Origin of the sequence: Sphingobacterium sp. SYP-B4668 (assembly GCF_027627455.1) — a bacterium.
GTDB lineage: Bacteria > Bacteroidota > Bacteroidia > Sphingobacteriales > Sphingobacteriaceae > Sphingobacterium.
In genome coordinates, this window is sequence record NZ_CP115483.1 from 3,594,805 (window position 1) to 3,608,558 (window position 13,754).

Consider the following 13,754-nt stretch of genomic DNA (forward strand, 5'->3'; position numbering starts at 1 on the left):
ATTTAACAGATAGAAATGAGAAGAATTGCACTTTTGTTCCTCTTGGCCAGCACAACTGCCTACGGTCAGCGGAATCTGAATCTTGAAGAGACTGTTTTCGGCTCCCGCACCTACGCCCCCACCTCACTTGTCAGTCCAAATTGGATCCCTACGCTAAATAACATCAGCTATTTAGACGCCAGCTACCAAAACCTGGTCAGCAAAGGAGCCGACAAAAATGGACAAGAAGAGATACTGGTCAGTAAGCAGGACCTTGAAAATGCCCTAAAAACCCAATGGCCGCAAGAGACTTTCTCACTACGCATGTTTCCATATGATTACAAATGGAAAGACGACAAGACCATTTTACTTGAAATCGATGGCAAATCAAAAGCTTACACCTTTGATTTTGACACCCGACTCAAGACAATATCCAATGCCATTCTCAGCGACCTCAATGGCAAAAACAAAGAGATATCACCTGACAGGACCAAAGTAGCTTACCTGATAGACAACAATATCTTCCTAGTAGACAGCAATGGCAAGACAATAGCCGTCACCAACGATAAGGACCCCGGCATTGTCAATGGCAGTGACTACACCCACCGCCAAGAGTTCGGGATTAACAAAGGCCTTTGGTGGAGCCCTCAGAATGACCAACTCATATACTATCGTAAAGATGAGACAATGGTTACCAAGTATCCCCTAGTACAATGGTCCACCCGGGTTGCGGAGACTAAGGACATTTACTACCCAATGGCAGGGATGAAATCCGAGGAAGTAACATTAGTCATATACAACCCATCTACTGGTTCCAAAGTCACACTGCTAACAGGCGAACCCAAAGAGCAGTTCCTTACTAGCGTCACTTGGGACCCTAGCGGAGCATTTGTATATGTGGGTGTATTGAATCGGGGTCAGGACCATCTCAAAATGAATAAATATGATGCCAAATCCGGCGCATTGATCAAGACTCTTTTCGAAGAGACCGCCACGACATGGGTTGAACCCCAAAATCCACTAACATTCACCCCCAACAACCCCCAGCACTTCCTCTATCAATCTGACAAAGATGGCTTCAACCAACTTTACCTATATGATACTGACGGCAAGCTCATTCGCAAACTTGGACATAAAGAACTTATTGTCAAGGACCTATTAACCTTTTCATCAAAAGGCGACAAGGTATCTTACATCGGCGTCACAAACGACGGACTAGATAGACAACTCTTCGAAGTAGAACTAAAATCAGGAAAGACCACCCAGTTGACCACCGAATCAGGTACCCACACAGCAAGCCTGAATAGCAATGGAACCTACATTTTGGATCAATACAGTGATTTATCTACCCCCAATGTGATTCAGATCAAAGAAATCAAATCAGGTAAAAAGAATATACTTATCCAAGCCCAAAATCCATTCCAAGGCAAAATAAATACGCCAAAAATCGATTTCGTCCAATTAACTACCGCTGATGGCCAGACACCACTTACCGGGCGCATTATCTATCCAAATGATTTCGACCCAAACAAGAAGTATCCCGTGATGTATTACCTCTATGGAGGCTCGCATTCTCAACTGGTTACCAATAGATGGCTTGGAGGCGCAGGCTATTTCGACATATACATGGCTCAGCAAGGGTATATTGTCTTCACCATGGACAATCGAGGTACAGACGCTCGCGGCCGCGCATTCGCTACTGCCACCCATCGTCAACTCGGACAAGCGGAGATGGCCGATCAAATGAAGGGTATTGAGTTCCTTAAATCCAAGCCCTATGTTGACAAAGAACGAATGGGAATTTTTGGTTGGAGCTTTGGAGGCTTTATGACGACATCTTTCATGCTCCACCACAACGAAATCTTTAAAGCGGCAGTCGCCGGAGGGCCAGTAATAGACTGGAAATACTACGAAGTCATGTATGGCGAACGTTACATGGACACTCCACAAGACAATCCTCAAGGATACAAATTGACATCACTCCTTGATAAAGCCGATCGCCTCAAGGGAGATTTATTAATCATCCACGGCGCCCAAGACCCCGTTGTGGTCCAACAGCACAGCATGGAATTTATTGAGGCCTGCATCAAAGCAGGCAAACAGGTCGACTACTTCTTATATCCAACCCATGAGCACAATGTAATGGGTAAAGACCGTATTCATATGTACGAGAAGATTGCCAAATACTTTGATTTACATCTTCATAGCTCATCCACTAATTAATGCAATGTAGCGACGACACGCTACCAAGATGATGCAGAGAAACAAAGAAATGGCCAGTAACAATCGTTACTGGCCTCTCTATTATATACGTTTTTTTTAGTTAGTGCAAAATCTTTACAATTCAACCGCCGTCTTCGCCTTTTCATAGCTTTCCAAATGCACCGCTGCTACTGCCCGCCCCGAAGGGTCGTTAAGATTTTGGAAGGAAGCATCCCACGCCAGAGCTTCCGGTGTACTGCATGCCACTGATTTTACAGAAGGTACAGTCTGCGCCGCGGCCTCCGATGGAAAATGCGATTCAAAGATAGTCCTATACAAGAATTCCTCTTTGTTCTTAGGTGTATTCACTGGAAATCGCTCCGCCGCTCCCGCAAACTCTGTATCCGACACTTTCTGCTCCGCCTGCTCCTTCAGCGTATCGATCCAGCTATACCCTACACCATCAGAAAATTGCTCTTTCTGCCTCCAGGCGATACTCTCGGGCAGGTAATCTTCAAAAGCCTTGCGCACCACCCATTTCTCCATTCGCCCATCTTTTATCATCTTATCCTTGGGATTGATAGTCATCGCAATATCCATAAATTCCTTATCCAAGAAGGGCACCCTTCCCTCTACACCCCAGGCCGCTAATGACTTGTTGGCACGTAGGCAATCATACAAATACAACTTCTTCAATTTCCGAACAGTCTCCTCGTGAAATTCCTGCGCATTCGGCGCCTTATGGAAATACAGATATCCACCAAACAACTCATCCGATCCCTCTCCAGATAACACCATCTTTATTCCCATTGATTTAATCACACGGGCCAATAAATACATGGGAGTGGATGCCCGTATTGTAGTGACATCATAGGTCTCCAAGTGGTAGATCACATCACGGATGGCATCTATCCCCTCCTGTATAGTAAAGTTGATTTCATGATGGATTGTGCCGATATGATCCGCCGCCTTCTGCGCAGCAATCAAATCCGGAGCCCCTTTTAATCCGACCGCAAATGAATGCAACTGTGGATACCACGCTTCTTCCTTATCACCTGACTCAATACGCTTAGAAGCAAATTTTTTCGTAATCGCGGCAATCACTGATGAATCCAGTCCACCCGAGAGCAACACGCCATACGGTACATCTGACATTAATTGGCGGTGCACAGCATCTTCTAAGCCCTGACGTAGTTTCTCGATATCCGTTTCGGCTTCCTTGACGGCATCAAAAGATTCCCACTCCCGACTATACCATCTTTGGGGGGTTACCCCCTCTCCGCTGTAAACAAAATGCCCTGGAGGAAACTGCTCGATCCGGCCACAAAATCCCTCTAAGGATTTCAATTCAGATGAAACGTAAAACTGCCCAATTTCATCAGTACCATAGTACAACGGGATGATTCCCATATGATCGCGTGCTACTAAAAAAACATCTTTCGTTGCATCATAAAGAGCAAAAGCAAATATTCCATTAAGATCTTCTAAAAAAGAAGCCCCCTTTTTTTGATACAATGCCAATATCACTTCCGAATCGCTATTTGTGGCAAAGTCATAGTCAGCAAGCTGCGCTCTCAACTCTTCATGATTATAAATTTCACCATTTACAGCCAAGACAATCTGGCCATCGGGACTGTACAACGGTTGGCTTCCGGACTTCGGATCCACAATAGCCAATCTTTCATGAGCAAGAATTGCCCTACTCGAGGTAAAAATACCTGACCAATCTGGTCCTCTGTGTCGAATACGCTTTGACATCTCTAATATCTGAGGCCTTAGCTGCTCAGAAGAATACTTCAAATCGAATGCTCCTATAATTCCGCACATATGTTTTTTTATTAATTTCTCAATTACTATTTCAATACTGTCACAAAGTAAAACATTAAAAAACAAAAATCATAACATTTTTTATTTTTTATTGAAAAATTAACAATAATATGGTTGTAATGATAAAATAAAAACAATCAAATAAGCATATTTATAAAAATAACATCAATCACAATATACCATATATTGAATCACCTAAATGCATATTAGAAATTAATTCCCCCCCTACCCATCGCCTTTACCTCTTATAGCACATAGTTTTATCCTTTAAATTCACAGATTTTTATTAACTTCAACGCAAAGAAAAAAACCGATATGTCCGACCCATTCCAAATCTACCGGAAATCCGCCATCAGCCCATCAGATTTAGAGATCATTATTTCGAGACATCAACCGCTTAGCTTTAACAAGGGAGATGTCATCTTGAAAGAAGGCAAACTCGCACATGAGTACTATCTATTAGAAAGCGGATTGATACGATCCTATGTCTACGACTATGAAGGCCAAGAAATCACAACCGAATTTTTTGGCAGCAATGAGGTGGTGATTGAAGTCACTTCTCTGTTTTTAAAAATCCCTTCCCAAGAGAATATGCAATGCCTTACAGACTGCAAGGTTTGGAAATTTGAATACAACGATTTTCAAGAACTTTATCATGCCATCCCCGCCTTCAATGAATGGGGACGTGCCTGGATGACCTACGCACTACATCTAATGAAGAAGCGATCCATTGATATGGTGTCTTTATCAGCTTCGCAGCGATACAATCAATTGATTGCCAACAAACCCCAGATTTTTCAGTTTGCACCGCTTAAGCATATCGCCTCATATCTAGGAGTCACCGACACCTCCCTGAGCCGAATCAGAAAAGAAGCTCTTCAATAAAATAAAAACTTGCCATAAGGCAAGTTTTTTTACTTTACTAGCCCCTAACTTTGACCCTTACGAAAGGAATACAAAGCGTCACATACACCTTTCATTAAAAAAACAATATGCGAGAGAACATTTCACCCTATCGATCTGTTTTTCAACATGCATGCGCAACGACAGATTGCAATTCAAAAAAGAGTTAGGAGTAACGCGTACCAATATTATGCAACACACTCCAAAAAAGCTACTGACAGACTGTTGTCATTCGCTTCTCATACATTTGAACCAATAAACTAAAATATATACCATCATGGCACTATTACACGCTTATTTAAATTTCAATGGCAATTGCGAAGAAGCATTTGATTTCTACAAAACTGTATTCAACAGCCCACTCACAGGAGTATACCGTTTCGGCGATATGCCAGCAGATCCTGAGCACCCAGTTGCTGACGCTGATAAAAACAAAGTCATGCATACCTCACTCAAAATCAACGATTCCGTCATGCTTATGGGGTCGGATTGTTTAGAGAGTTTTGGTCAAAAAGCAACCTATGGCACAGGTAGCTACCTCATGTTAGACACACAGACAGCTGCAGAAGCGCAGGATCTATACAACAAACTATCGGTAGATGCACTGAACATCGAGATGCCACTAGGCGAGCAGTTCTTCGCTGAAATATTCGCATCATTCCAAGACAAATATGGTGTGGCTTGGATGATTCATTTCGAAGGCAATAAAAAAATGGGCTAATGTCACCTGTGGTCTATATCTTGTGATATAGACCACCTCTTGACAAAATTGCTTGCTAGACTACCGCATCCAACATCCCCTTGCAACAAATTATATAAATTCGATTACTACAACTTTTAAAAAACTAAAAAATGAACATCAACGGCGGCAAAAATATAGCACTCAAACTATCCCCCTCCAAATATGAAGAAACCGTAAGATTCTACACTCAAATATTGGGACTACCTGCATCTGAAGTCGAGTCCCCAGACCACCCCACGGTCAAAAAAAGTACAAAAATTCAATTTGGCGAGAACACGCTATGGCTCGACCTCATGATTGCCGAAACACCTCCTCAAGCCTGGCTTGAGCTATTGACCGATGACATGGCCGCTACCGAAGAGCACCTACAGCAGCACGGTATTGAATTTGAAGACCATCTCGAACAAATTCCTGCACACATGCACTGGATTCGCGACCCTGCAGGCAATGTATTCATCTTAAAAGAAGCCAAATAATCCAATTATCATGTCATTCTTTATCACCAATCTCATATTATCTGCTCGCATAAATGAAATATTAAATCCAAGAATCATGACCAAGAATATTTATCCCAGTATCTGGTTTGACAACCAAGCCAAAGAAGCCGCTGAATTTTACATCTCGACTTTCGGTCAAGGGCATATCCTACAGGAGAATCCAATCGTTGTCAGTACCCAATTGTACAACTTTAAATTTATCGGAATCAATGGTGGAGATCAGTTTAGACCCAATGCCTCGATTTCATTTATGCTGATCGGCGAGACCAAGGAAGAGATTGACTCAATTTGGAAACAATTCTCCACCGATGGGTCCATCATGATGCCCCTTGACAGCTATCCTTGGAGTGAATATTACGGTTGGGTTGCCGACCGCTACGGCGTCAATTGGCAGTTATATCTGGGCAAGTTAGATGATGTCAACAATCAAAAAATCGTTCCGACATTGATGTTTGGCCAAAGTCAACAAGGACGTTGCGAAGAGGCCATAAGCTTTTATAAAACCGTATTCCCAGACTTTCAGGGCTACGACTTCCTGAGATACACCGAAGGCCCCTTTTCAGGTCAAATACAACATACCCAGTTCAACATCAAAGAAATGTTACTGATGGCAATGGACAGCGGGGTCCCTCAAGATTTTTCATTTACAGAAGGCGTCTCCTTTGTGTTGGAATGTGCAGATCAAAGCGAAATCGATTACTACTGGGATGCATTTACCAAAGATGGTCAAGAAAGCATGTGCGGTTGGTGCAAAGATCCATTCGGAGTAAGCTGGCAAGTAGTCCCCCACAACTTGAAGGAATTACTATTCGAAGCCAGCAATGCCGCAAATGCCACAAATGCACTGCGACAGATGAAAAAAATCGACCTCGACACCTTAAGAAACGCCTGATTACCACCTGATTTACACACACCAGCATCGACCATAGCTACAAAAATACGCCGTACCCGTTTGTACGTACAGCCGATTCTTCTCAAATAGATCAATACCGCGCCTCTCAGTCGAGGCCCTCCTTCCCCCTATATCACACGACCAAAAAGGCCTCAAATATATTTAATGTAGAGACAGCATCTGGCACAATATTTATCTACCCCTATCTCATGACATTGCGCATTCACCCAAATTTGCCTAAGTTTGAATATGACACCCGCTCAACACGATATTATCCTCGTAACTCCCGAAGATGTTGCTATCGGCACCGCATCCAAGTCCCACACCCACCGTACAGGACTATTGCACCGCGCATTTTCAATCTTGATATTTGATACCCAAGGACGCATGCTGTTACAACAAAGAGCAAAGCACAAGTATCACAGTGGAGGCCTCTGGACCAATGCATGCTGTAGCCACCCACGGCCCGAAGAGCTGGTATCCGATGCCGCACATAGGCGCTTACAGGAAGAGCTAGCTTTTGACTGTCCATTAGCGTACCAATACAAGTTCATTTATAAAGCTGAGTTAGACAATGGTTTGATTGAACATGAGCTAGACTATGTCTTTACTGGATTGTACGAAGGCATCATCACCCCCAATCCAGACGAAGTCCAAGCCTATCAATACATGGACATATCACAAATTGCAGAGCAACTCCACACCCATCCCGAACACTATACAGCTTGGTTTCGAATCATCTTCGAGCAATACAACACTCATACTGAAGAGAATATAAAATAATTACAAAACTTTAGTTCCTAATCTATATCTTTGGTTTCAAAGACCAACTGATTGAGCCCGATACACTACCTCGACGAAGACACCCTAATATCCTTATTACAAAAAAAGGATCAACGGGCCTTTAATTATCTATACGATAATTATGCCGGGGCACTTTATGGAGTAGTGATTCGTATCGTCACCGTCAAAGAATATGCAGACGAGGTGCTCCAAAATGTATTCGTCAAAGTATGGAACCACATCGACGCTTTCGATTCTGAGCGCGGCAAGCTCTACACATGGATGATCAATATAGCCCGTAATACCTCAATTGATTATATCAAGTCCAAGAGCGTTCAAAATGAACAAAAAAACCAATCTCTTCCGAATATCGTAGATGCTAAAGAAAACCATAACTTTACGGTATCCGGACACGTGGATCATATCGGTTTTAAAAATGTATTAAATGATTTAAAAGCCGAATGGAAAGAGCTAATTGAATTGGCTTACTACGAAGGATACACTCAACAAGAAATTGCAGTAAAATTAGACATCCCCTTAGGGACGGTCAAGACACGTACGCGTGGAGCTTTATTAGAGTTAAAAAAAATACTTAAAGATTACCAATAACAGTGGACATTAAAGAATACATATCGTCAGGCATTATAGAAGCTTATGTCATGGGGCTTGCTACCGAAGAAGAGGTCAGCATCCTGATGTGCATACGCAAGCATAATACTGAAGTGGAGCAAGCTATCGTTGAGGCCCAAAAGACCTTGGAGGATTTTGCTACTGTCCATGCTGTACCCCCATCTTCCGACCTCAAAGCAGCTATTTGGAATACATTGAGCGAGCAAAGCATCACTACTGGCTCTGGTATTCCTGAGACCCATGATTCTACCCAAGCCAGTCCGCCGACGACTAGCGCAGCACCTATACGCTCGCTAGCTACACGCAATATCGCCATTGCCGCCTCCATATTATTAGCGCTAAGCTTAGGAGCCAATGCTTTCTTACATTATAAGAACGAAGCCAATCAAGAAGTTCTCGCCCGTACCTTGGCCGAGCAACAGTCTACCCAACTAACATTGGAGACCTTGAAAGAAAAATGGAGTATGTTACAGAATCCCGCAATCAAGACTATCACCTTAGCTGGAGTAGCACAACATCCTGACCTCAAAGCCCATGTCTTCTGGAACACCCAGACGACAGACGTATACCTCAGCCTCGAAAATCTCCCGGCCGCGCCAGAAGGAATGCAATACCAATTATGGGCGATTGTAGATGGCAAACCTGTGGATGCAGGTGTATTTCCATTAGACCAGACTGATCGCATCAACAATATGCGTCAGATACCGAAGGCACAAGCTTTCGCCGTCACACTAGAGACAAAGGGAGGCAACCCAACGCCCAATTTAGCTCAACTCTATGTAATGGGTAATATCTAATCGCCTTTTAGTACCCTCACCTCAGCCCCGCCTAATTTCATCGTCAGCCACCCCTTCAATTTTAGGAGCTCCTTTGCATCGATTTTCGCCGATTCATGGTAATACAAGACCGTCTCCAACTTGGTACTGTCTACCCCGCTCACAGCCACTTGCTTACCGATAGAGAATGGTGTCAATGTTGGAAATAGCAGCGTGATTTCCTGGATAAGCTCGGGATTGTCAAATCTATATTTCGACAATTCGTTTCTTAGGTTTTGGATCGTAATATCTTTCTCCGAAACATTTTCTGAATATTTTGTTATCTCCGCCAAAATATCTTTTTTAATATCAGTACTATCTTGATGAATCAAAAGTTCAGTCTGCCGGATACCATAGTACGCCATCCTCTCCTTTAGACCAGCAATCTCTCCAGCCGTAAATTTCTTATCCAAAAATGCCAGTTCAATCTTCTTAGGTCTCCTATTAAATTGTGTATTCTCGTAGATCAGTGTATATCCCTTTTCAACAAGCTCTGTCTGTATAAAGGCATTCACCTGCTGCGTATATTTCTTCTGTTGCAGCAGTACATAAGCCAGATAAAAACTAGGCACTATCATAATTAGGATCATTAGCGTGATTGTTCTGGTAATCCGCTTCCTCTTTCCCTCATCCAAAAATTCAACACTTGGGTATTTCAGGAATTTGACTATCAAAAATGTTGAAATACAGATAAAGAAGCAATTGATCGTATACAAGTACATCGCTCCACCAAAATAGGATATATTCCCGATAGCCAGTCCATACCCTGCAGTACACAACGGTGGCATTAGCGCTGTCGCTATTGCTACACCCGGTATAGGATTCCCTTTCTCCACCCGCGTGATCGCGATGACCCCTACCAGACCACCGAAGAAAGCAATCAACACATCGTATATATTGGGAGCTGTTCGCGCCAATAACTCCGATTGAGCCTCTTTGAAAGGACTAAGTGAAAAATAGATAAATGACACCAAGAGACTCACCATCGTCGCAATCAGCAAGTTCTTTAATGATTTCTTCAACAAACCAAAGTCATAGGTACCCAACGCAAATCCTGCCCCCACAATAGGACCCATCAAAGGAGATATCAACATCGCTCCAATAATCACCGCCGTCGAATTGACATTTAAGCCTACCGACGCGACCACTATCGCACAGGCCAATATCCAAAGGTTAGCCCCTCGAAAAGAGATATTCGAAATGACATTCTCCAACACTTTTTCCTTTTTATCCTCACCCAGATGAAGGTTAAAAAAATCGCTGATCTTGCCCATAATATTTATATTTGGTGTAATGCCTTCCTTCAACAAAGGAAATAAAATTCCTCAACAAAAAAGCTTATTAATCGACAATTTAATTTAAATACTCCTTCCATTCGATTAGTCCATCCCCCCTTTTTTGATAGCAGGCCGTTCTGCCGGGCAGGACATCAATCTTGATGAGATAAAAAAGTTCACCTTAAAATTCGACTCATCAACCTATTCACATCTACTATGCTGATCGACCCTCCAAAAGGAGACGGACATCATCAGAAGCCGGCAATTCAAATATCTCTAGGTCAAAGTATTTAATAGCGGCAAACAAATGGTCGAAAACATCCGACATCGTATCTTCAAAAAATGCCCACTGTGTTCCCTTTGTGAACATATAGAGCTCCAATGGAAGTCCATGCTCACCAGGAGCCAATTGACGGACCAATAGCGTCAGGCCCTTATGTATATCCGGATTATGAAGCGCATAAGCTTTGATATACGCTCTGAATAGACCAACATTGGTCATCCTACGCCCATTGACAAGCACTTCGGGATCGACCTTGTTCTGTTCATTGTATTCCCGAATTTCCTTTTCGCGTTGCTCGATATACGGTTTCAAAAGTGCAATCTTCCGCAGTTCGTCGATTTCCTCTTTAGTCAAATATCGAATAGTGGATATCTTAATATTAATAGAACGCTTGATTCGTCTACCGCCACTCTCCTGCATACCCCTATAGTTTTTAAAAGAATCACTCAATAACGTATATGTAGGTATCGTAACGATAGTCTTGTCCCAATTCTGGACGCGTACATTATTAAGATTGATTTGAAGGATATCTCCGTCAACACCATACTTAGGCATTTCTATCCAATCACCAACGCGAACGGAATCATTGGCCGACACTTGGATACTCGCCACAAAACCGAGGATTGTATCCTTAAATACCAACATCAGAATGGCCGAAGCAGCCCCCAACGAAACCAGAAATGACCATGGAGAATTTCCAGTCAATATCGAAACAATGAGAGTACCGACTACAAAAATCAAGAATATCTGCAAAACTTGAAGATAGCTATCCACCGGTTTGTCTACAAATGCTTTAGAGGAACGAAGTATGTCCCTACCAGTCTTTAATAAACCATTGGCAACACCATAGACCGCAAAAATCATGAAAATATCCAACACCTTGATCAATACAGCTGTGAAAGATGGAAAACCCATAAATACATCTGGAAGCAACAATTGCGAAATAGCAACCAGGATCAATCGGCTCAGGTGAACCTGCACTTTATTATCAAGTAGATGATTGTCCCAATTGGTCTTGGTTTTCTTTATCAAGCCCGTAACAACAGAATTGAAAAAAAATCGCAAGAGATAGTCGATTAAGACCAAGAGAATGAATGCGGAGATAAGGAGACAGGCCGATGTCAGAATGTGGGCAATACGATCATGAATCCCGATAGTTTCGGCAAGGTTGAATGTCCACTGGTAGATGGAGCTGGTAGTCTGTGCGCTGATGTTAATAATGTTCGTTTTTTCCATATTAACAAGCAAATATACGAAAAACAAATAACTGTCTTTTTAGCGTCTCCACTCCTCATCACCCCATATATAAACACAGCGTTGACACAAATGCTACGGCATACATGTGGCACAAATTGTCACAAAAACGTTAAATCCTGTTAAAAAGTCAAAATTGTCTTGGAAAAATATCCAGTACACCTTATCTTTGACTCATCATAATTTAGGTTTATAATTGGTTATAAAGGTTTCCATTCTCCCCGTTTGGAAACCTTTTCTTTTTACAAACCATTGCCATCCAATATTACTTCCGAGCTCCTATCGTCCGTACTTCCACCTTTGCGCAATAAATAAAATGAGTAGTAAAATAAAATTTGCAATAGTGTACATTATACACTATATTTGTATCATCATAATTTAGGTTTATAATTGGTTATAAAGGATTCCACTCTCCCCGTTTGGAATCCTTTTCTTTTTTACAGTATGCCTAGTTTTTTCACGTTCGTTATCAACTGTCTAGCTCGTCTTGATTTCTCCCAGCTGCTCCACTTCTTTCACATCATATGGTGTCTCTTGATATACAAAATAATTCAACCAGTTATTGAATAACAAGTTGGCATGCCCTGTCCAACGCACCACAGGCGGATTATCCGGGTTATTATCTGTATAATAATTGTGGGGTACCTCTATTGACAGCCCTTTTTCTCGATCTCTTTTATACTCATCATTAAGGGTTAGAGCTGCATATTCAGAGTGGCCGGTCAAATAAAACTCACGACCACCTCTTGAAGAGGCTATAGCAACTCCCGCCTCCGCAGATTCTGACAATATGGATATCTCCTCTTTACGCTCCAGATCCTCCTTCAAAATAGTAGTATGTCTACTGTGCGGGATAAAAAACTCATCATCAAAGCCTCTAAATAATGGATTTGTCTTTTCTGTAGCCGTATGTTTAAAGACACCAAATAGCTTGCCATCCAATGGGACTTTCTCTACTCCATAAAAATGGTACAGCGCCGCTTGCGAGGCCCAGCAGATATAGAGAGAGGAGGTCACATGCTTTCTCGCCCAATCAAAGATCATCGTCACTTCATTCCAATACGTCACTTCTTCAAACTTCATCATCTCCACTGGGGCCCCTGTGATGATCATCCCATCATAAAAATTTTCCCTTATCTCGCCGAAGCCTTTGTAGAACATTTCCAAATGCTCCTCGGGGGTGTTTTTAGATGTATGGGAGTCCAATCGCAAAAACTCAACTTCCACCTGCAAGGGGTTGTTAGACAGCAACCTTACAAAATCAGTCTCAGTAGAAATCTTAAGAGGCATCAGGTTGAGGATAAGCACACGCATGGGTCGAATATCCTGTGTACTGGCCCGAAGGTCGTTCATCACAAATATATTCTCTTTCTTCAACAGTTCTATCGCTGGCAAATTATTGGGTATTTTGACTGGCATATCCTATTTTCCTTATTATTCTTTGTGTATACAAAAATATAAAGAATAAATCGGAACTTAAACATGCGTCACCATACACTTCAACATCAAAGACCTCCATAACCACCTTACCCTAGCGATCTTTTCACTACCGATATCTCCTTCAACGTATCCTTGCGCGCTTCAAAAACCAAAATATTACTTTATTGTGATATCCAAAATACCTACATTGTCTACATCAACCTAGTAATTGTCAATGGCAATAAATCCCT

Annotated in this window: 12 protein-coding genes; 8 read left to right on the top strand and 4 right to left on the bottom strand. The window is 42.3% G+C overall.

The genetic code is table 11. The features are described from left to right. Positions 1 to 15 precede the first annotated feature (15 nt). Entirely contained in the window at positions 16 to 2,202 is a 2,187-nt protein-coding gene (locus OQ289_RS14840) for a S9 family peptidase (protein WP_270087638.1), read from the top strand. Positions 2,203 to 2,316: 114 nt separating this feature from the next. Here the strand turns inward: OQ289_RS14840 and asnB are convergent, their stop codons facing one another. Then, positions 2,317 to 4,008 carry an asparagine synthase B gene (gene asnB, locus OQ289_RS14845; RefSeq protein ID WP_270087639.1) on the bottom strand — a complete coding sequence of 564 codons (1,692 nt, stop codon included), beginning with the start codon at positions 4,006 to 4,008 and terminating at the stop codon, positions 2,317 to 2,319. A 315-nt stretch (positions 4,009 to 4,323) separates the two neighbouring features. Here asnB and OQ289_RS14850 point away from each other — a divergent pair, with 315 nt between their 5' ends. From OQ289_RS14850 to OQ289_RS14880, 7 genes are all read left to right on the top strand, one after another. Continuing rightward, a complete protein-coding gene (locus OQ289_RS14850; RefSeq protein ID WP_033563000.1) occupies positions 4,324 to 4,893 on the top strand; it encodes a Crp/Fnr family transcriptional regulator in 570 nt (189 codons plus the stop codon). A 295-nt stretch (positions 4,894 to 5,188) separates the two neighbouring features. Then, positions 5,189 to 5,632, top strand: a complete 444-nt coding sequence (locus OQ289_RS14855; protein WP_270087640.1) for a VOC family protein — start codon at positions 5,189 to 5,191, stop codon at positions 5,630 to 5,632. Positions 5,633 to 5,763: 131 nt separating this feature from the next. Further along, positions 5,764 to 6,129 carry a VOC family protein gene (locus OQ289_RS14860; RefSeq protein ID WP_270087641.1) on the top strand — a complete coding sequence of 122 codons (366 nt, stop codon included), beginning with the start codon at positions 5,764 to 5,766 and terminating at the stop codon, positions 6,127 to 6,129. Positions 6,130 to 6,205: 76 nt separating this feature from the next. Next, positions 6,206 to 7,042 (top strand): VOC family protein, encoded by an 837-nt coding sequence (locus OQ289_RS14865; protein ID WP_270087642.1) that lies wholly within the window; start codon positions 6,206 to 6,208, stop codon positions 7,040 to 7,042. A gap of 249 nt (positions 7,043 to 7,291) precedes the next feature. Beyond that, the gene (idi, locus tag OQ289_RS14870; RefSeq protein ID WP_270090878.1) at positions 7,292 to 7,825 is read left to right on the top strand and encodes an isopentenyl-diphosphate Delta-isomerase; all 534 of its coding nucleotides are present in this window, start codon (positions 7,292 to 7,294) and stop codon (positions 7,823 to 7,825) included. A gap of 51 nt (positions 7,826 to 7,876) precedes the next feature. Next, positions 7,877 to 8,434 (top strand): RNA polymerase sigma factor, encoded by a 558-nt coding sequence (locus OQ289_RS14875; protein WP_270087643.1) that lies wholly within the window; start codon positions 7,877 to 7,879, stop codon positions 8,432 to 8,434. A gap of 2 nt (positions 8,435 to 8,436) precedes the next feature. Continuing rightward, positions 8,437 to 9,252: an anti-sigma factor gene (locus OQ289_RS14880; RefSeq protein WP_270087644.1), complete on the top strand. Its 816-nt coding sequence runs from the start codon at positions 8,437 to 8,439 to the stop codon at positions 9,250 to 9,252. On the opposite strand, the gene OQ289_RS14885 is transcribed toward OQ289_RS14880, so the two are convergent. The 3 genes from OQ289_RS14885 to metA all read right to left on the bottom strand — a co-directional run bounded on the left by OQ289_RS14885 (position 9,249) and on the right by metA (position 13,503). Then, positions 9,249 to 10,544: a DUF389 domain-containing protein gene (locus OQ289_RS14885; protein WP_270087645.1), complete on the bottom strand. Its 1,296-nt coding sequence runs from the start codon at positions 10,542 to 10,544 to the stop codon at positions 9,249 to 9,251. The genes OQ289_RS14880 and OQ289_RS14885 overlap by 4 nt on opposite strands. 217 nt (positions 10,545 to 10,761) lie before the next feature. After that, entirely contained in the window at positions 10,762 to 12,066 is a 1,305-nt protein-coding gene (locus tag OQ289_RS14890) for a mechanosensitive ion channel family protein (RefSeq protein ID WP_270087646.1), read from the bottom strand. A gap of 495 nt (positions 12,067 to 12,561) precedes the next feature. Next, the gene (gene metA / locus OQ289_RS14895; RefSeq protein ID WP_270087647.1) at positions 12,562 to 13,503 is read right to left on the bottom strand and encodes a homoserine O-acetyltransferase MetA; all 942 of its coding nucleotides are present in this window, start codon (positions 13,501 to 13,503) and stop codon (positions 12,562 to 12,564) included. Positions 13,504 to 13,754 lie beyond the last annotated feature (251 nt).